This window comes from Rhizobium sp. PP-CC-3G-465 (genome assembly GCF_004343445.1).
GTDB lineage: Bacteria > Pseudomonadota > Alphaproteobacteria > Rhizobiales > Rhizobiaceae > Ferranicluibacter > Ferranicluibacter rubi.
Genome location: NZ_SLYH01000001.1, coordinates 893,038 through 911,827, shown reverse-complemented (window position 1 = coordinate 911,827; position 18,790 = coordinate 893,038). Strand labels below are relative to the sequence as shown.

The window sequence follows — 18,790 nt, the reverse complement described above, 5'->3', positions numbered from 1 at the left end:
CCTTGCCAAAGTCCGTTTCGTCAAGTGAAGTTCCCCGATGCGCCCTGCCCTTCTCGACCCGCTTTTTGCCTCGCTCGATACGCTGCCCGGCGTCGGCCCCAAAGTCGGCGAGTTTCTCGCCCGGCTGTTCGGTCGAGAGAGCATCGAGGACTGCCGCGTGGTGGACCTCCTCTTCCACGCGCCGCACTCCATCGTGGACCGCCGCCACCAGCCGGGCGTGATGAACGCGCTTGCCGGCGCCATCGTCACCATCAAGGGCCGGATCGACCGCCACCAGCCGCCACCGCCCGGCCGCTCCTCCATGCCCTACCGCGTCTTCCTGCAGGACGACACCGGCGAGCTCGCGCTGACCTTCTTCAAGGTCAAAGGCAACTGGCTGGAGAAGCAGCTGCCGATCGACGACATCGTCATCGTCTCGGGAAAAATCGACTGGTTCAACGGCCGCGCGTCGATGGTGCATCCCGACCTGATGGTCCGCGAGGAGGATACGGAGACCATGGCCCTCGTCGAGCCGGTCTACGGTCTGACGGCCGGCCTTTCGCCAAAGACACTGCGTCGCACGATCGAGGCGGCGCTGACGCGGATACCGAACTTCCCGGAATGGCTGGACGAGGCGCTTCTGGAGAAACAGGATTTCCTCACCGTCCGCGACGCCTTCATCGCCCTCCACGAGCCGCGCGACGCCGCGGATATCGATCCGCGCGCACCGGCACGTCGGCGGCTTGCCTATGACGAGTTTCTGGCCGGGCAGCTGTCCCTCTCGCTCGTCCGCCAGCGTCTGCGCATCCTGCCGGGAACCCCGGTCAAGGCGACGGGCGCGCTGAGCGGCCCCGTCATCTCCGCCCTGCCCTTCTCCCTGACCGGAAGCCAGACCGTGGCGGTCGCGGATATCCTCGCCGACATGGCGCGCGAGGAGCGCATGCTTCGGCTTCTCCAGGGTGACGTCGGCTCGGGCAAGACGGCCGTCGCGCTGATGGCGATGCTGGCCGCCGTCGAGGCCGGCGGCCAAGCCGCGCTCATGGCGCCAACGGAAATTCTTGCCCGCCAGCACTTTACGACGCTCAGCCGGCTCGCCGGCCCCGCAGGCGTGAAGATCGACGTGCTAACCGGTCGCACGAAAAGCCGAGCGCGCGACGCTGTGCTCGAGCGTCTGGCCTCGGGCGAAACCGATATCGTCATCGGCACTCACGCGCTTTTCCAGGACACGGTCTCCTACCATCGCCTGCTTCTGGCCGTGGTGGATGAGCAGCACCGCTTCGGCGTCCACCAGCGCCTCCGGCTGACGGCCAAGGGCGTGTCGCCGCACATGCTGGTGATGACCGCAACGCCGATCCCGCGCACCCTCGTGCTCGCCGCTTTCGGCGACATGGACGTCTCCAAGCTCACGGAAAAGCCCGCCGGCCGAAAGCCGATCCAGACGGTGACGCTGCCGACAGAGCGGCTGGACGACATCGTTGAGCGGCTGCGCGGGGCGATCGAGGAAGGCAAGAAGATCTACTGGATCTGCCCGCTGGTGGAAGAGTCGGAACTCTCCGACCTCATGTCGGCCGACGAACGCTTCCAGATTCTCGTCGCCCGTCTCGGGCCCGTCGCCGGTCTCATTCACGGGCGAATGGCCGGCCCGGATAAGGACGCCGCTATGCTCGCCTTCAAGAATGGCGAAACGCGTCTTCTCGTTGCCACCACCGTCGTGGAAGTCGGCGTGGACGTGCCGGATGCGACGATCATGGTCATCGAACATGCCGAGCGATTCGGCCTCGCCCAACTCCACCAGTTGCGCGGCCGCGTCGGCCGTGGTGATCAGGCGTCGAGCTGCATCCTGCTCTACAAAGGGCCGCTCAGCCAGACGGCCCACGCCCGCCTGTCCATCCTGCGGGACACGGAAGACGGCTTCGTGATCGCCGAGGAAGACCTGAAGCTTCGGGGAGAAGGCGAGCTGCTGGGCACGCGGCAGTCCGGCACGCCGGGCTTCCGCATCGCGAGCCTGGAGGCCCATGCCGACCTTCTGGAGATTGCACGCAAGGATGCAGCCTATGTGATCGAGCGCGATCCCGATCTCACGACGCCGCGCGGCGAAGCCTTGAGAACACTGCTCTATCTTCATCGGCGCGACGAAGCGATCCGCTTCCTGCGAGCCGGATGAGCGTCAGGATTCGATGACGACCGGCACGGGCTCGGCAGCCTTGCGGCCCTTGCGCGTCGTCGCCACCGGTCCGCCTTCGGGCGGCGTGACCAGCCCGACCGAGATGACGATCTTGGCGGCATCCTCGGCGCTCATGTCGAGCGGTACGATCTTCTCGCGCTGGACGAAGACGAGGAACCCCGCCGTCGGCACCGGCGTCGGCGGCATGAAGCAGGCCACCATGTCGCGCCCCATCGCGTCGAACTTTGAGGCGATCTCGCCCTTGGCATCCGTGGCAATGAACACCAGCGACCAGAGCCCAACACTTGGATACTCGATCAGCGCCGCCTTGTTGAACGGCGTGCCCTGCTCTTTCAGCACCGTCTCGAAAATCTGCTTCAGGCTTTTGTAGAGACCGCGCACGAGCGGCGTGCGGTTCAGCACCTGTTCGCCGAGGTTGACGACGGATCGCCCGATGAGGTTTTTGCCGAGAAAGCCGATGATGGTGATGACGATCAGCGCGATCAGGAGGCCGAAACCCGGCACGGCGAAATTCAAATAGCTGTCCGGGTTGTAGCGCGCGGGAATATAGGGTTTCACCCAGCTGTCGGCCCAGCGCACGAAGCTCCAGGTCAGCCAGAGCGTAATGGCGATCGGCGCGCAAATCACCAGCCCCGCGAGAAAGTTGTTTCGCAGACGGGTGGCAAGGGAGATGCGCGTCGGAGCTTCGGTCATGCTGAGTCCATCGGCACTCGGTTCGCGGCCGCAAACGAATGATATGGCGTTGCCGTCGGGCGGACAATGGCAAAAGCCGCACTGCAACCAAGCATGCTGCGGCTGCGCGCCAAAGCCGCTATTCGACCGTGACGGACTTTGCGAGATTTCGCGGCTGGTCCACATCAGTGCCCATGAACACGGCGGTGTGGTAGGCCAGAAGCTGGATCGGCAGCGAGAAGATCATCGGCGCGATCAGTTCGTCCACGTTCGGCAGCACGATCGTGCTCATGGTCTCCAACTTGGAAGCAGCCGCACCCCGTTCGTCGGTAATGAAGATGATCCGGCCGCCGCGGGCTGCAACCTCCTGCATGTTCGAGATCGTCTTCTCGAAGAACCGGTCGTGCGGCGCGATCACGATGACAGGCATGTTCTCGTCGATCAGCGCGATCGGCCCATGCTTCAGCTCGCCGGCCGCATAGCCCTCGGCATGGATGTAGGAAATCTCCTTCAGCTTCAACGCGCCCTCCATGGCGAGCGGAAAGCTGGTGCCACGGCCGAGATAGAGAACGTCCCGGCACTTGGAGAGCTCGCGTGCAAGGCTTTCCATCTTCGGCTGGATGGCGTTCAGCACGCTCGCCATGATCCGCGGCATTTCGGCAAGATGCCGCACGAGAACGCGCTCTTCCTCAATGGAAATGGTGCCCCGCGCGCGCCCGGCGCCGACGGCAAGCGCTGCCAGCACGGCCAGCTGGCAGGTAAAGGCCTTGGTGGATGCGACGCCGATTTCCGGACCGGCGAGAATCGGGAAGACGGCATCCGACGAGCGGGCAATGGTCGATTCACTTGCATTGACGACCGCGCCGATCGTCAGGCCGAGATCCTTGCAGTAGCGCAGCGACGCCAGCGTGTCCGCCGTCTCCCCCGATTGCGAGATGAACAGCGCAGCAGCATCAGGCGACAGGGGAATATCGCGATAGCGGAACTCGGAGGCGACATCGATCTCCACCGGCAGTCGCGCATAGCGCTCGAACCAGTATTTGCCGATCAACCCGGCAAGATAGGCCGTGCCGCAGGCCGAGATGGCAAGGCTCGGTATCCGCGCGAAATCGATGGCGGAGGCAGCAGCGCTGACGCGGTTTTCCGTGAAATCGACGTAATGGCCGAGCGCATGCGAGATGACTTCCGGCTGCTCGTAGATCTCCTTTTCCATGAAGTGCCGGTGGTTGCCCTTGTCCACCATGTAGGCGGCGGCGATCGACACCTGCCGCGGACGCGCCACAGGGTTGCCGTCATGGTCGAGGATCTCGACGCCATCCGCCGTCAGCACGGCCCAGTCGCCATCGTTGAGATAGGTGATCTCGTTGGTGAAGGGTGCAAGCGCGATCGCATCCGAGCCGAGAAACATCTCTTGCTCGCCGTAGCCGACCGCAAGCGGCGGGCCGGAACGAGCTGCGAGGATCGTATCCGGCGTATCGGCAAACAGGACCGCCAGCGCGTAGGCACCGGTAACGGACCGCAGCATCGCCTGCATGGCTTGTCTACCGTCCAGCCCGTCCCGCCGAAGCTTGGCGAGAAGCTGCGCGACGACCTCTGTGTCCGTCTGCGTCGAGAAGGTCGCGCCTTCCGCGATCAGCGCATCCTTGATCTCGGAGAAATTCTCGATGATCCCGTTGTGCACGACGGCGACGCCATCGGTGAAATGCGGATGGGCGTTGTTCTCCGTCGGTGCGCCATGCGTCGCCCAGCGCGTGTGTGCGATGCCGATCAGGCCGGGAAGCGGATCGCCGGCGAGCTTCGTTTCCAGGTTGAACAGCTTGCCTTCGGCGCGCCGACGGTCGAGCTGGCCGTCATGGATCGTCGCAACACCGGCCGAATCATAGCCGCGATATTCGAGCCGCTTGAGGGCATCGACCAGCCTCTCCGAAACGGGCCGTGCCCCGACGATGCCGACGATGCCGCACATGAACTTCTCCGATATTTCGAGCCCAGACCTTGAGCCTCAAACTCACTACTGTTTTTTGCGCCGGGAGCAACCGGCCTACCGTCACTTTCGGTATCAGCCGGTAACGCCGCCGGGCGCGGCTGACCGGGTCAGGCCTTTCCGCTCTTGGCGGCCTTCTCGGCCAAGTACCGCTCGCGCAACAGCTTCGCGCGTCCGGGCTTCACCGTCTGCCGGGCACGACCGAACGCCGCTGCGTCGGCCGGCACATCGTCAGTAATGACGCTGCCGGACGCAACCAGCGCCCCGTCACCGATCGTGACGGGGGCGACCAGCGAGGAATTCGAGCCGATGAAGGCCTGCGCGCCGATGCGTGTGACATGCTTGTTCACACCGTCGTAATTGCAGGTGATCGTGCCCGCGCCGATATTGGTGCCCGCGCCCACGAAAGCATCGCCGATATAGGTCAGATGGTTGATCTTGGCCCCCTCGCCGATCTCGGCCTTCTTGACCTCGCAGAAATTGCCGACCTTGGCATTCTCCCCGAGATGCGCGCCCGGCCGAAGCCGTGCATAGGGACCGACGGTGGCACCGGCCGAAACATGCGCGCCTTCCAGATGCGAAAACGCATGGATGACGGCGTCGCGCTCCACGGTCACGCCGGGGCCGAACACGACATTCGGCTCGACCAACACGTCCTGCGCGAGCTGCGTGTCGTAGGAGAGAAACACGGTTTCAGGCGCGATCATCGACACGCCGGAGACCATCAGCGCATGGCGCCGCCGCGTCTGCCAGACGGCTTCGATGGCCGCCAGTTCCGCCCGGTTGTTGCAGCCCATCAGTTCGGTCTCGGGCGCTTCGATGGCGATCGTGCGGGCGCTAGCGGCGCGCGCCACTTCCACCACATCCGTCAGGTAATATTCGCCCTTGGCGTTGGCGTTGCCGATCGCATCGAGAAATTCGAGCGCCCGCGCGCCGTTCATGGCCATCAGCCCGCCATTGCAATAGGTGATCGCCCGCTCGGTCTCCGAGGCATCCTTCTCCTCGCGGATCGCCAGCAGCGTGTCGTTCTCGATGATCAGCCGGCCGTAGCCTGTCGGGCGGGCCGTGTGAAAGCCGATGACCACGACATCGTCCCCTGCTGCCAGCCGCGCCCGCGCGGCCTTCAGCGGTTCGGCGGTGACGAGCGGCGTATCCCCGAAAACGACGATCACATCGTCATAGCCCGTCGAGATCGCCTCGCGCGCTGCGAGCACGGCATGCCCGGTGCCCAGCCGCTCGGTCTGCAGATGCGTCGTCAGGGCCAGATCGTCGCGACGCGCGGCGGCGGCCACCGCATCGGCATCGCGGCCCACCACGAGAGCGGCCGCCTGGATGCCGGCACCGGCGAGCGACTCCATTACATGGGCGATCATCGCCCGGCCGGCGACGGGATGCAGCACCTTCGACAGAGAGGACTTCATCCGCGTGCTCTCGCCGGCGGCAAGGACCACGGCGAGGCAAGTACGGGCGTCTGTAATGGTGGTGCTCATGGCGTCTCTCCCGGTCTCGTCCAGCCGGGCCGCCAGACGTTGCCTCAGCCTCATAGAGCAAAAGGCATGGATTTGCGAAGCAGATTTCAGGAGGAGCACGGTGGCGGTCCTGGGTCACGAAGCCGTTCCACAGGAGCCCTCCGGACCCGACGTTAACGCAATGAAAAGATCACGATGCGATAAGCAAGTCCGTTCGAAAACTCAGCCGCTTTGAGGCGTTCCATGGCATCCGTCGCGAATGACCTACGCGCAGCGCCGGAAGGCCGCTATTTCCGGCTGAAGCAGTTTGCGCCGGTCCTCGCACTTGCCGCCGTCGTGCTCGCGTTGCCCTTGGCGCTTCTCACCACCCTCCATCAGCCGATGGGTGCGATGATGTGGGATCTCTACATCTATCTGGATGCCACGAATCGGATCGCAGGCGGGCAGATCCCCTCCATCGATTTCTTCGCGCCTGTCGGTGCTCTCGGTTATTACCTCTTTGCCGGTGCGAGCTGGCTTTTCCCGAACGGACATCCGCTCTTCCTGTCGGCATGGTCGCTCCTCGTCGTCACCGTCCCTCTCATGGCGGTGGTCCTGATCGACGTCCAGCGCCGCTCGACCGCCCTTGCCTTCGCGCTCCTCGCGCCATTCCTCCTCTATTCCCTGCTGCCCTTCAACATCGGCAACTTCTATCCCTATCCAGGCTCCGAAGGCTTCGGCATCTACAACCGCCAGGTCTGCCAGCTCCTCTATGTCCTCGCTGCGGCCCTGGTCTTCATGAAGGACTGTCGAAAGCTCTGCGGCGTCGTCGCGGCCAGCATGCTGGCGCTCTTCTTCATCAAGATCACCGGTGTCGTCGCCGGCGCACTGATGTGCGGGATGGCGCTTGCCGCCGGACGGCTGAGCCTGAAGCGCTCCGTGATCGCAGCAAGCATCTTCACTACGATCCTCGTCGGCCTGGAGTTGGCGACCGGCGTGGTGTCGGCCTATATCGGTGATATCCTCGCCCTCCTCCTGCTCAACGATGAAACGCTTCTGCCGCGCCTCCTGAAGGCTGCCTCGATGAATATCGGCGTGTCGCTGGCGACAGCCGGGCTCTGCCTCGCACTTGTCCTCACCGATCTCGATCTTGTCCGCCAGCGGTTGCGCAACGCGGCGTCCGCCCCGTCGCCGAAGACGGTTTCGGCAATCCTCGATCTTCCCTTCGTCTGGATTTCCGTCTTTCTTCTCGCCGGCCTGTTCTTCGAAAGCCAGAATACCGGCAGCCAGGCTCTGATCTTTCTCTACCCGCTGCTGCTCGCCACCGGGCTCGATCATTACCGCCGTCACGGCAACACGGTGCGCTCCGGTGTCGTCGCGGTGCTTGCTCTCGCGGTCGTCATTCCTCCGGCGGTCGCCGTCGTCCAGAAGGCCAGTCGCGCCTGGGTGGGCATGCTGGGAACGGTGCGCCTCGATCACCAGAACCTGAAGACGATGGGCGCCTTTGCCATCCGGCCGAGCTTTGCGGAGCGGGCACGGCTGATGGAAGCCATGTTCGTCGAGAACCGGAAGGCCTTCGATGCGCTGGCGGCTGCCGGCGAACCCTTCTCCGTCCTTCTTTTCAGCGACTTCGACTTCCAATGGGCCTGGCTTGAGAACGCCGATCGCGCCATTTCCGCTGTCCGCGCTTATGAAACCCGTCAGGGCATCCGATTTGAAACCGTCATGTCCATCGACTTCGTCAATCCGTTCCCTTGGTTGATGGATCGACAGGCACCACGGAACATCGCCATCGGCGCCGATCCGACGCGGGCCGTCCCGCCTCCGGGCGACGCGGAGAACGACGCCATCCGGACAGTCGATCTCGCACTGATGCCGACCTGCCCCGCCACGCCGACGCAGACCGCGCTGCTCGCTCTCTATGCGCCAGCCCTCCTTCCCGGCCATGTCAGGGTCTCTCTCACGCCCTGCTACGATGCCTTCATCCGCAATGGCCTGCTGCCCACGTCCGACGGATCGCAGCGGCCATAAGACGGCCTTTGCAATTTCTCCTTAAATTGATTCCGATTTCGAAAATTATGCAGTAAGGAACGACACGGTTTGCCACGGGGCGAACGCGTGTTTTGTCGGTTGAGGTGCGCAGTCTTATGTTGGAAATGCTGAGGAGAGGCGCCCAGACCTGGGTCGTCAAAGGCCTGTTGATCGTTCTCGTCGCCTCGTTCGCAGTCTGGGGCGTGTCGTCGTCCATCGCGCCGAGTGCCTCTACGGCCGTCGTGACGGTGGGCGACGTCAAGGTGTCTCCCGCGGACTTCCGGCTTGCCTACGAGCGGCAGCTGGCCCAGCTTTCCCGCCAGTTCGGCACCCGCCTGTCGCGCGATCAGGCCCGCGCCTTCGGCGTCGAGGCGCAGGTCTATTCGCAGCTCGTGGCGGGCGCGACGCTCGACCAGCTGTCGAGCGACATGAACCTCGGCCTGTCGCAGGATCGTCTCGCGACCCTCATCAGCCAGGACCCGGCCTTCCGCGCGGTCAACGGACAGTTCGATCGCACCGTCTTCTCCAGCGTGCTGCGCAATGCCGGCCTGCGCGAAGTCGATTACATCACGAATCGCAGCCAGGTCGCGGTCCGCTCGCAGATCGTCGAAGCCCTGTCGGATGGCTTCAAGGCGCCGACGGTCCTGACGGACGCGCTGAAGACCTACCAGAACGAGACGCGCTCGCTCGATTACCTGCTTCTCTCGAATGCCAATGTCGATCCGATCAAGGCACCGGCCGACGACGTGCTCGCGCCCTGGTTCGAGGAACACAAGGCCGAGTATCGCGCCCCCGAATTCCGCAAGATCTCTTATGTGAAGCTCGAGCCGACCGACATCGCCAACCCGGCCGCTGTCACTGAGGATGAGCTGCGCGCCGACTACGAGAAGCGCAAGGCAACCTTCAGCACGCCGGAAACGCGGACGGTCGAGCAGCTCACCTTTGCCAGCCGCACGGACGCCGATGCCGCCGCGGCAAAACTCGCTGCCGGCACCACTTTCGATGCACTCGTTTCCGAGCAGGGCAAGACCTCCGGCGACGTCCTTCTCGGCGACTTCACCCGCGAGCGCGTGCCGGACGCAAAGCTCGGCGATGCTGCCTTCGCCGTGGCGGCTGACGGCGGCACCACGCCCGTTATCGATGGCGCTTTCGGCCCGGTCGTTCTGCGCGTCACCAACATCCGCCCCGCAACCACACGGACCTTCGATGAGGTGAAGGAAGAGCTCCGCCAGGAGGTCGCCCTTGCCAATGCGAGCAACGAGATCACGGCGATCCACGACAAGTTCGAGGATGCGCGTATTTCCGGCGCGACGCTTCAGGATGCGGCGACGGAAAGCAACCTGAAGGCTGTCTCCATTCCCGCCGTCGATGCGCGCGGCAACGATGCGCAGGGCGAGAGGATCGCCGATCTGCCGCAGCCGCAGGAACTGCTCGCCGAAGTCTTCAAGGCCGACCCGGGCAGCGATACCCTGCCGATCAATCTCGGCCGCGACGGTTATGTCTGGTTCGAGGTCGAGGACGTCATGCCCGCCCGCGATCGCACGCTCGACGAATCGCGCGAAAAGGTCGTTGCCGACTGGACGGCCGAGCAGCAGCGCGCCGAACTTGCCAAGCGTGCCGCAGACCTCAAGGCACGCGTCGAAAAGGGCGAGACCCTGCAAACCATCGCGGCGGAACTCGGCATTGCCGTGGAGACCAAGATTGGCCTGCGCCGAACCGCGCAGGATGCCGCGCTCTCGCCTGCCGCCGTCACCGCTGCCTTCAGCGGCCCGAACGGCCTCGTGACGAACGCCGCCGGTACGGATGGCGAAGGCCAGATCCTGCTGAAGGTCACCGCCGTCGAAAATGCAGCCGGCGATGCGCTGGATCAGGACAGCCGTCAGGTCGATGCCATCGCCCAGGCAAGCGGCGACGACATCCTCGACCAGATGGTCACCGAGTTGCAGACCCGCTACGGCGTTTCGATCAACCAGCAGGTGGCCGAAACGGCGCTGGCGCAGCAATAGGCGGAGGGGATCGTATGGCGGACCTCAAACCTTTCATCGCCAAGGCGGCGCTCGGTCAGTCTCTCGACCGGGACGACGCGCGGGCCGCCTTCGAAATCATCATGTCGGGCGCGGCCACGCCCTCTCAGATCGGCGGCTTCCTGATGGCGCTCCGCGTGCGCGGCGAGACGGTCGACGAGATCGTCGGTGCCGTCGGCGCCATGCGCGCCCGCATGCTGACCGTGGACGCGCCTGCCGACGCCATCGATATCGTTGGGACCGGCGGGGACGGCGCCGGCACCTACAACATTTCCACGCTCGCCTCCCTGATCGTCGCCGGCGCCGGCGTTCCCGTCGCCAAGCATGGCAACCGCGCGCTGAGTTCCAAGTCGGGCACGGCGGATGCGCTCTCCTGCCTCGGCGTCAAGCTGGATATCGGCCCGGACGCAATCGCCCGCTGCATCCGCGAGGCCGGCGTCGGATTCATGTTCGCCCAACAGCACCATTCAGCCATGCGCCATGTTGGCCCCACACGGGTCGAGCTCGGCACACGCACTATCTTCAACCTGCTCGGCCCACTCTCGAACCCTGCGGGCGTCAGCCGCCAGTTGGTCGGCGTGTTCTCGCCGCAATGGGTGGTTCCCGTGGCCGAAGTCCTGCGCGACCTCGGCTCCGCCAGCGTCTGGGTCGTCCACGGCGAAGGCCTCGACGAGATCACCACCACCGGCACGACGCACGTTGCCGCCATCGAAAACGGCACGATTCGCACCTTCGACCTGACCCCTGCCGACTTTGGCCTGCCGACCGTCGATCTCGCAGCCCTCAAGGGCGGCGACGGCGCGCACAATGCGAAGGCACTGAGCGGCGTCCTTACAGGTGACGTCACGCCCTACCGCGACATTTCGCTTGCCAACGCCGCCGCAGCACTGGTCATCTCCGGCCGCGCAGGCTCGTTGACGGATGGCATGGCATTGGCCCGTGATGCGCTGGAAACAGGCGCTGCCCGCGCCGCGCTGGAGGCACTCGTGCGCGTATCGAATGCAGAGGAGGCCTGAGATGAGCGACATCCTGCACCGCATCGAACTCTACAAGCGCGAGGAAATAGCCGCCGCAAAGGCAAGCGTCTCGCTCGACGACCTCAAGGCCATGAGCGCCGGACAGGAGGCCCCGCGCGGCTTCCTGAAGGCATTGGAGGCCAAACGTGCGGCGGGCAGATACGGCCTTATCGCCGAGATCAAAAAGGCGTCACCCAGCAAGGGCCTGATCCGGCCGGACTTCGATCCGCCGGCACTCGCCAAGGCCTATGAACTCGGTGGTGCCGCCTGCCTGTCGGTGCTGACGGATGGGCCGAGCTTCCAGGGCGCGCCGGAATTTCTGACGGCCGCCCGCGCTGCCTGTGCCCTACCGGCTTTGCGCAAGGATTTCATGTTCGAAACCTATCAGGTGCATGAAGCCCGCGCCTGGGGTGCCGATTGCATCCTCCTCATCATGGCGTCTCTCACCGACGACGACGCACACCGGCTGGAAGACTGTGCCTTCGACCTTGGCATGGACGTGCTGGTCGAAGTGCATGACGAACCGGAAATGGAGCGCGCGCTCCGCCTTTCGTCTCCCCTGCTCGGTATCAACAACCGCAACCTGAAGACCTTCGCGGTCGATCTCGCCGTGTCCGAACGTCTCGCGCCCATGGTGCCGGACGACCGGCATCTCGTCGGCGAAAGCGGCATCTTCACGTCGGCCGACTGCGCCCGCATGAAAGCCGCAGGCATCGGCACCTTCCTCGTCGGCGAAAGCCTGATGCGGCAAAAAGACGTGGCGGCTGCTACCCGGCTGCTGCTCTCCGAGCCCGCCACCAGGCAGGCAGCCGAGTGATGTCGGGCACGCCGCTGACCCATCTCGGCGAAACCGGCGAAGCCAGCATGGTGGATGTCGGCGACAAGAGCGAGACGATTCGGATCGCCGTTGCCGAGGGCTATGTTCGCATGCAGCCGGAAACACTGCGCATCATCCTCGCGGGCGACGCCAAAAAAGGCGACGTCATCGGCACCGCTCGCCTCGCCGGCATCATGGCGGCCAAGCAGACGGCCAACCTCATCCCGCTCTGCCATCCGCTGATGCTGACCAAGGTCTCCGTCGATATCGTGCCCGACGAGAGCCTGCCCGGCCTGCGCGTCGAGACGCTGGCAAAGCTCAGCGGCCGCACCGGCGTCGAGATGGAAGCGCTGACGGCCGCGAGCGTTGCGTGCCTGACGATCTACGACATGGCGAAGGCCGTCGATCGCGAGATGGAAATCGGCGGCATCCGCCTTCTCAAGAAGTCCGGGGGACGCTCCGGCGACTATGTGCGCGAAACGCCTATCCGCGAGACCGAATCCCCATGAGCCTGCTTCCCGTCGAAGACGCGCTGACACGCCTGCTGGCCGCCGCCCGCCCCGTGACGGAGCCGGAGGTGGTCGCTATCGGTGACGCGCATGGCCGCGTCCTCGCCCTCGATCTCGCATCCCGCCTCACCCATCCGCCCTTCGACTCGTCCGCCATGGACGGCTATGCGCTGCGTGCCGAGAATATTGCCGAGATCGGCGCAATCGTCACCGTCATCGGCGAATCCGCAGCCGGTAATCGCTTCATGGGGACGGTTCTCTCGGGACAGGCCGTACGCATCTTCACCGGTGCTCCCGTGCCGGAGGGCGCTGATACGGTGCTGATCCAGGAAGATGCCGAACGGCTCGACGGCCATCGCATCCGGACCCGGTTCGTACCCGCCAAAGGCCGCCATATCCGGCCGCGCGGCCAGGATTTTCACGAAGGCGATGTCGTCCTCCACGCCGGAGACCAGCTTGATTCGGGCCGCCTGACGGTGGCAGCTGGCATGAACCACGCCCATCTCGACGTCCTCAGGCGCGTCCGTGTCGCCATTCTCGCAACCGGAGACGAACTTTTGCCGCCCGGGAGCACTCTTGGACCCGACCAGATCATCGCGTCGAACACGCTCGGCATCGCCGCCATCGCCCGGGAGAATGGCGCGGAGATCATCGACCTCGGCATCGCTCCGGACAGCAGATCGAGCATCGAGGAGCGATTGGCGGCCGCGCAAGAAACAGGCGCCGATATCCTCGTCACGCTCGGCGGTGCCTCCGTCGGCGATCATGATCTCGTCCAGTCGACCCTCGTCGGTGCGGGCATGGAGCTCGATTTCTGGCGCATCGCCATGCGCCCCGGCAAACCGCTGATGGTCGGCCGTCTCGGCGACATGCAGGTGCTCGGCCTTCCCGGCAACCCGGTGTCGAGCCTCGTCTGCGGTTTCCTCTTCCTCGAGCCCCTTGTCCGCACCCTCGGTCACCTGAAGGCCCGCAACCGCCTCGCAGCGGCAACCACAGCCGGGCCGCTTGCCGCCAACGACAAGCGGCAGGACTATATCCGCGCAAAGCTCGAGCGTCTGGCAGATGGCAGCCTGTCGGCGATAGCCTTCGAGCGGCAGGATTCCTCGATGATGCAGACGTTTGCGCAGTCGGATGCCCTGATCGTCAGATCGCCCGGTGCACCGGCGCTCGAAGCAGGATCGGCCTGCACCGTCCTCCTCCTCCGCGACGTCTAGACCTCCGGTCCGGGATCTTCACAAATCCTCAGCCCGCCCTATCTCATTTGTCGGTAAGTATCGGTAACGAAGGGGATATCAGCATGAACCGAAACGGACTTTACGCGCTGTTGGGCGCATTGGTTGTCCTGGTCATCGTCATGGGCGTCTACATCTACGACCGCGAGAAAGAACCGCAGGGCGTTGAACTGAAGATAGGCGAAAACGGTATTTCGGTTGAGGAAAATTGAAAATCCGAAGGGTGACGCAAAACTGACGCGTTAACCCTTTATTAACCATTCCAGCAGATACTCAGGGTCAGGTGATCTGACTACGGATGAACTAGCAGGTTACAGAAACTCTGAGAACGAAAGGTCGGGCAACCCCCGGCCTTTTTGTTTGTCTCGGACCCACTGCGGTCCGGCAAGCCCCGCCTCACCGCTCCGTCGATGCCACGTCGAGTTTCGACACCAGAATCTTGTCGATCCGGCGGCTGTCCATATCCACCACTTCGAACCTGTATCCGAAGGCCTCGGCCACATCGCCCTCTTCAGGGGACTTGCGCAGTTCCTGCACAAGAAAGCCGGCGATGGTCTCATAGCTGCCATCCGAATCGATCTCGTCGATGCCGATGGTCAGGTGGATTTCGTCGATCGGCGTGCGGCCGTCGACCAAATAGGACCCATCTTCGCGCAGGCGGATCAGGGCGTGCTCGATATCGTCATAGTTCGACGGGAGAACGCCGACGATCGCCTCGAGAATATCGGCGATCGTGATGATGCCTTCGATGCTGCCATACTCGTCGACGATCATCGCCATGTTGATGCGCGAGGACTTGAACGCCTCCAGGGCCTTGAGGCACGATGCCGTTTCCGGCAGCGCGTGCAGTTCCTTCACGAAGACGCGGATGTCGAAAGCCCCGCGGTCGCTGACGTTCAGCACCTCTTTCACGAGCACGGCACCGAGGATCTCTCCCGTGGACGTGTCCATGACGGGGTATCGCGAATGCGAGGTCTGCTCGATCTTTGCGCGCACGGCCTCCAGCGTGTCATTCGCGTCGATGAAGCTGACCTCGGTCCGATGCGTCATGATGGATTTGACGTTGCGATCGCCGAGCCGAATGATGCGGCGCAGCATTTCATGCTCGGATTTCTCGATGGCGCCGCTCTCGACGCCCTCCGCCATGATCGCCTGCACTTCCTCTTCCGTCACCGCATCCTTGTTGCTGGTAACGCCGAAGACATGCATGAAAACCTTGGCGGACCCTTCGAACAGGTAGACGACCGGCGAGACGACCTTGGACAGGATCGACATCGGCCGCGCCACGAACATGGCGATGCCTTCGGAATTGCGCAGCGCCAGCTGTTTGGGAATGAGCTCGCCGATAACCACCGAGAGATAGGTGATGAGCGTGACCACCAGAGCGACCGAGACGGTACTGCCATAAGGGTTGATCCAGCTGATATCGTTGAGGACCGGCGCCAGCTTGTCGGCGATCGTCGCGCCACCATAGGCGCCGGCCAGCGTACCAACGAGCGTGATGCCAACCTGCACGGTCGAGAGGAACTTGCCCGGATCTTCCGCAAGGTTCAGCGCCATCTCCGCACGGACGTTTCCCTGCCGGGCCATTTGCCGCAGCATCGGCCGGCTGACGGAGACGAGAGCCATTTCCGACATGGCAAAGAAGGCATTGATCAGAAGAAGAACGAAAATGACGAGCAATTCGGACATGGATCCTCGAAAACCGATGTTCCGCGCCGTGCAGGTTTCACAGCGCGCGATATCATCGTTTTCATGAAATAGGCGGAACCGCGCAATGCAGCAAGGCGGGATACGGCAAGTTTCACCATTCTTGCCGTTACAGACCGACGATTGTCAGCCAGCGACCGTCTCGGGTGTGTCGTCCATGGCCACACGAACACGTGCGCGGCCGACCCGGATGACCACTTCCATCGCCGCGCGGGCCCCCGCCTCGTCGCGCCGGCTGATCTGCTCCACGATGCGGATATGATTGCGCGAGACGTCCTCGATGCCCTCACGGTCGGCTGCGGGCGAGCTGAGCTTGAAAATGCCGACAAGCGCCGCCTCGATCAGGCTGCCGACGCTGCGCATGAAAGGATTGGCCGACGCCTCGGCCACGGCGAGGTGAAAGCGCAGATCCGCCACGGCCAGCGATTCGGGCGTATGCGCGGGATCGCCCATGGCGACGGCGAGCCGCATCATATGGCTGATCTCCGCTTCGGTCGCATGGATGGCGGCCAGTGCCGCGGCATGCGGCTCGAAGGCCATGCGGACCTCACTGATATGCGTCAGGAAATCCTCGTCGATGCCATTGTGAAAGTGCCAGGTGAGGATGTCGCTGTCGAACAGGTTCCACTGGTTGCGGGCGGTCACCCGCGTTCCGATCCGCGCACGCGGCACGATCAGGCCCTTGGCCGCCAATGTCTTCATGGCTTCGCGCAGCACGGTGCGGGACACCTTAAAGCGCATCGCCAGTTCCTGATCGCCCGGCAAAATGGTGCCGACGGGAAACTCACCGGAAATGATGGCGCGGCCGAGGACATCCACGACCTGCGAATGGCTCGTGCGCGTATCGACGCCTGTGATCAGCGTCTCCAGCGGACCCTTCTTCATGCTTCCCCCTCGTCGGACTCACTACGCGTTCTGTCGCCACATTCCTCCCGGACGACAGAAAAATCATATCATATGACAATATGCGTGTCTTGGAGGGAGAGATGGAATTTTCATTTCATTTCTGAACGAAATGGAATTCGGAAGCATGATGGAAAAGGACCGCGCTTGTCAATGTATCGCTTAAACAGCAGGGCCGTTTGGACGGCCCTGCCGGAGCGCGTTGAAGAGACAGAGCCGCGCGGCGACCCGATCACAACGGCTTATTGCGGCAGCTTGTCGTCTACGCCATCGACGTAGAAGTTGAGGCCAAGCAGGACGCCATCTTCAGCGGTCTCGCCTTCCTTCAGCCAGACGCTGCCGTCCTGCTTCTTCAGCGGGCCGGTGAAGGGCTTCAGTTCGCCCGACTCGATCTTCGCCTGCGTCGCCTCCGCCATCGCCTTCACGTCGTCAGGCATGTTGGTGTAGGGCGCCATGGTCAGGATGCCGTCTTTCAGGCCATCCCAGCTCGACGTCGTGGCCCACTTGCCATCGAGGAAGGCCTGCGTGCGCTTGATGTAGTAGGCGCCCCAAGTGTCCTTGATCGCGGTCAGCTGGGTCTTCGGGCCGGCAGCGATCATGTCCGAGGCCTGGCCGAAAGCCTTGATGCCGCGTTCTGCCGCAACCTGCATCGGCGCTGTGGTGTCGGTGTGCTGCGTCAGCACGTCGACGCCCTGGTCGATCAGCGCCTTGGCCGCATCGGCTTCCTTGCCCGGGTCGAACCAGGTGTTCGCCCATACGACCTTGATCTTGAAGTCCGGGTTGATCGAGCGCGCGCCGATCAGGAACGCGTCGATGCCCATGACGACTTCCGGGATCGGGAAGGAGGCGATGTAGCCAGCGACGCCCTTCTCGGAAATCTTGGCAGCGATCTGGCCCTGGATATAGCGGCCTTCGTAGAAGCGGCTGTTATAGGTCGCGACGTTCGGCGCGGTCTTGTAGCCGGTTGCGTGCTCGTACATCACCTTCGGGAACTTGGCGGCAACCTTCACCGTCGCGTCCATGAAGCCGAACGACGTCGTGTAGATCAGGCCGCAACCCGAGCGCGACAGGCGTTCGATAGCGCGTTCCGCATCCGGGCCTTCCGGCACGTTTTCGAGGAACTGCGTCTCGATCTTGTCGCCGAGCGCCTTTTCCAGCTCCTGACGACCGATGTCGTGCGCCTGCGTCCAGCCGCCGTCCGATTTGGAGCCGACATAGACGAAGCAGATCTTGGCCTTTTCCTGGGCGCTTGCCGAAGCGGCAAAGCCGATGGCCGCCGTCGTGGCGACGAGAGCGAGGATAAGTTTCTTCATTTTGGACCTCTCATGTTGTCGAATAGATGTCTTTGGCCGATCGGATCAGCGATCCGGCACGAAGGGTTTGCCGAGCGAGGCCGGCGTGTTGATCATCGTCATCCGGCGGTTCTGCGAGATGAGCACGAGGACGACGATCGTTGCAAGGTACGGCAGCGCTGACAGAAGCTGCGACGGCACATTGAAGCCGTTCCCCTGTGCATAAAGCTGGCTGATCGACACGGCGCCGAAGAGATAACCGCCCGCAACGATGCGCCATGGCCGCCAAGAAGCAAAGACCACCAGCGCGAGCGCGATCCAGCCGCGCCCGGCCGACATGTTCTCCACCCACTGCGGCGTGTAGACCAGCGACAGTTGCGCGCCCGCGAGACCGGCACAGGCGCCGCCGAACATGACGGCGAGGTATCGCGTGCGGATGACGTTGATGCCGAGCGCATGGGCCGAGGTATGGCTGTCGCCGACGGAGCGCAGCTTCAGCCCGGCCCGGCTGCGGAACAGGAACCAGTGGATGCCAGCAATGAGCGCGATCGACAGGTAGAAGATCAGGTCCTGCTGGAACAGCAGCCGGCCGATGACCGGGATGTCGCTGAGGACGGGAAAAACGATCTGCGGCAGCTTGATACCCGACTGTCCCGCATAGGGCTCGCCGATCTGCCCCGAAAGCCCGAGGCCGAGAATGGTCAACGCCAGCCCGGTCGCAACCTGGTTTGCCACCAGCGTCAGCGTCAGGAAGCCGAAGAGCAGCGAGAACAGCGTGCCGGACAGGATACCCGCGAGAATGCCGATATAGGGCGAGCCGGTCGCCTGCGTCGCGGCGAAGGCGCAGACGGCGCCGATGATCATCATGCCCTCGACGCCGAGGTTGAGCACGCCCGACCGTTCGGTCACCAGTTCGCCGGCAGCGGCGATGACCAGCGGTGTCGCTGCTGTGATGACCGTCAGCAGAATGGCTTCGATGATACCCATG

15 protein-coding genes are annotated in these 18,790 nt (G+C 63.8%); 8 read left to right on the top strand and 7 right to left on the bottom strand.

All coding sequences use genetic code 11. From position 1 onward, the window contains the following. The first annotated feature begins 37 nt into the window (after window positions 1-37). Complete coding sequence (recG, locus tag C8J33_RS04130; protein ID WP_132663225.1) at window positions 38-2,143, top strand: ATP-dependent DNA helicase RecG; 2,106 nt, start codon at window positions 38-40, stop codon at window positions 2,141-2,143. A gap of 3 nt (window positions 2,144-2,146) precedes the next feature. Here recG and C8J33_RS04125 read toward each other — a convergent pair whose 3' ends face one another. From C8J33_RS04125 to glmU, 3 genes are all read right to left on the bottom strand, one after another. Further along, window positions 2,147-2,857, bottom strand: a complete 711-nt coding sequence (locus C8J33_RS04125; RefSeq protein ID WP_132447292.1) for a DUF502 domain-containing protein — start codon at window positions 2,855-2,857, stop codon at window positions 2,147-2,149. A 118-nt stretch (window positions 2,858-2,975) separates the two neighbouring features. Beyond that, a complete protein-coding gene (gene glmS / locus C8J33_RS04120; protein ID WP_132663224.1) occupies window positions 2,976-4,802 on the bottom strand; it encodes a glutamine--fructose-6-phosphate transaminase (isomerizing) in 1,827 nt (608 codons plus the stop codon). A gap of 128 nt (window positions 4,803-4,930) precedes the next feature. Then, complete coding sequence (gene glmU, locus C8J33_RS04115) at window positions 4,931-6,310, bottom strand: bifunctional UDP-N-acetylglucosamine diphosphorylase/glucosamine-1-phosphate N-acetyltransferase GlmU (protein ID WP_132663223.1); 1,380 nt, start codon at window positions 6,308-6,310, stop codon at window positions 4,931-4,933. 222 nt (window positions 6,311-6,532) lie between these two features. Here glmU and C8J33_RS04110 point away from each other — a divergent pair, with 222 nt between their 5' ends. The 7 genes from C8J33_RS04110 to C8J33_RS26915 all read left to right on the top strand — a co-directional run bounded on the left by C8J33_RS04110 (window position 6,533) and on the right by C8J33_RS26915 (window position 14,109). Continuing rightward, window positions 6,533-8,299: a hypothetical protein gene (locus tag C8J33_RS04110; RefSeq protein ID WP_245507049.1), complete on the top strand. Its 1,767-nt coding sequence runs from the start codon at window positions 6,533-6,535 to the stop codon at window positions 8,297-8,299. A gap of 116 nt (window positions 8,300-8,415) precedes the next feature. Next, window positions 8,416-10,305, top strand: coding sequence for a peptidylprolyl isomerase (locus C8J33_RS04105; RefSeq protein ID WP_132663222.1), 1,890 nt, complete (start codon window positions 8,416-8,418; stop codon window positions 10,303-10,305). A 14-nt stretch (window positions 10,306-10,319) separates the two neighbouring features. After that, complete coding sequence (gene trpD, locus C8J33_RS04100) at window positions 10,320-11,339, top strand: anthranilate phosphoribosyltransferase (protein ID WP_132663221.1); 1,020 nt, start codon at window positions 10,320-10,322, stop codon at window positions 11,337-11,339. Window position 11,340: 1 nt separating this feature from the next. Beyond that, entirely contained in the window at window positions 11,341-12,156 is an 816-nt protein-coding gene (gene trpC / locus C8J33_RS04095) for an indole-3-glycerol phosphate synthase TrpC (protein ID WP_132663220.1), read from the top strand. Continuing rightward, window positions 12,156-12,665, top strand: coding sequence for a cyclic pyranopterin monophosphate synthase MoaC (gene moaC / locus C8J33_RS04090; RefSeq protein ID WP_132663219.1), 510 nt, complete (start codon window positions 12,156-12,158; stop codon window positions 12,663-12,665). Before trpC ends, moaC begins: the two co-directional genes overlap by 1 nt. Continuing rightward, window positions 12,662-13,879, top strand: coding sequence for a gephyrin-like molybdotransferase Glp (gene glp / locus C8J33_RS04085; RefSeq protein WP_132663218.1), 1,218 nt, complete (start codon window positions 12,662-12,664; stop codon window positions 13,877-13,879). The genes moaC and glp overlap by 4 nt, the downstream gene beginning before the upstream one ends. An 83-nt stretch (window positions 13,880-13,962) precedes the next feature. Continuing rightward, on the top strand, window positions 13,963-14,109 hold the full coding sequence (locus C8J33_RS26915) for a hypothetical protein (protein WP_092933792.1): 147 nt from the start codon (window positions 13,963-13,965) through the stop codon (window positions 14,107-14,109). A gap of 184 nt (window positions 14,110-14,293) precedes the next feature. Here the strand turns inward: C8J33_RS26915 and C8J33_RS04080 are convergent, their stop codons facing one another. The 4 genes from C8J33_RS04080 to C8J33_RS04065 all read right to left on the bottom strand — a co-directional run bounded on the left by C8J33_RS04080 (window position 14,294) and on the right by C8J33_RS04065 (window position 18,789). Next, entirely contained in the window at window positions 14,294-15,589 is a 1,296-nt protein-coding gene (locus C8J33_RS04080) for a hemolysin family protein (protein WP_092933794.1), read from the bottom strand. 144 nt (window positions 15,590-15,733) lie between these two features. Next, on the bottom strand, window positions 15,734-16,492 hold the full coding sequence (locus C8J33_RS04075; protein WP_110798925.1) for a FadR/GntR family transcriptional regulator: 759 nt from the start codon (window positions 16,490-16,492) through the stop codon (window positions 15,734-15,736). 260 nt (window positions 16,493-16,752) lie between these two features. Next, complete coding sequence (locus C8J33_RS04070; RefSeq protein ID WP_132447300.1) at window positions 16,753-17,823, bottom strand: BMP family ABC transporter substrate-binding protein; 1,071 nt, start codon at window positions 17,821-17,823, stop codon at window positions 16,753-16,755. Between the two features lie 45 nt (window positions 17,824-17,868). Beyond that, on the bottom strand, window positions 17,869-18,789 hold the full coding sequence (locus C8J33_RS04065) for an ABC transporter permease (protein WP_110734515.1): 921 nt from the start codon (window positions 18,787-18,789) through the stop codon (window positions 17,869-17,871). Window position 18,790: the final 1 nt, after the last annotated feature.

Coding starts and splice junctions, on each gene's coding strand:
- recG (WP_132663225.1), top strand. CDS start 38: ATGCGCCCTGCCCTTCTCGACCCGCTTTTTGCCTCGCTCGATACGCTG.
- C8J33_RS04125 (WP_132447292.1), bottom strand. CDS start 2,857: ATGACCGAAGCTCCGACGCGCATCTCCCTTGCCACCCGTCTGCGAAAC.
- glmS (WP_132663224.1), bottom strand. CDS start 4,802: ATGTGCGGCATCGTCGGCATCGTCGGGGCACGGCCCGTTTCGGAGAGG.
- glmU (WP_132663223.1), bottom strand. CDS start 6,310: ATGAGCACCACCATTACAGACGCCCGTACTTGCCTCGCCGTGGTCCTT.
- C8J33_RS04110 (WP_245507049.1), top strand. CDS start 6,533: ATGGCATCCGTCGCGAATGACCTACGCGCAGCGCCGGAAGGCCGCTAT.
- C8J33_RS04105 (WP_132663222.1), top strand. CDS start 8,416: ATGTTGGAAATGCTGAGGAGAGGCGCCCAGACCTGGGTCGTCAAAGGC.
- trpD (WP_132663221.1), top strand. CDS start 10,320: ATGGCGGACCTCAAACCTTTCATCGCCAAGGCGGCGCTCGGTCAGTCT.
- trpC (WP_132663220.1), top strand. CDS start 11,341: ATGAGCGACATCCTGCACCGCATCGAACTCTACAAGCGCGAGGAAATA.
- moaC (WP_132663219.1), top strand. CDS start 12,156: ATGTCGGGCACGCCGCTGACCCATCTCGGCGAAACCGGCGAAGCCAGC.
- glp (WP_132663218.1), top strand. CDS start 12,662: ATGAGCCTGCTTCCCGTCGAAGACGCGCTGACACGCCTGCTGGCCGCC.
- C8J33_RS26915 (WP_092933792.1), top strand. CDS start 13,963: ATGAACCGAAACGGACTTTACGCGCTGTTGGGCGCATTGGTTGTCCTG.
- C8J33_RS04080 (WP_092933794.1), bottom strand. CDS start 15,589: ATGTCCGAATTGCTCGTCATTTTCGTTCTTCTTCTGATCAATGCCTTC.
- C8J33_RS04075 (WP_110798925.1), bottom strand. CDS start 16,492: ATGAAGAAGGGTCCGCTGGAGACGCTGATCACAGGCGTCGATACGCGC.
- C8J33_RS04070 (WP_132447300.1), bottom strand. CDS start 17,823: ATGAAGAAACTTATCCTCGCTCTCGTCGCCACGACGGCGGCCATCGGC.
- C8J33_RS04065 (WP_110734515.1), bottom strand. CDS start 18,789: ATGGGTATCATCGAAGCCATTCTGCTGACGGTCATCACAGCAGCGACA.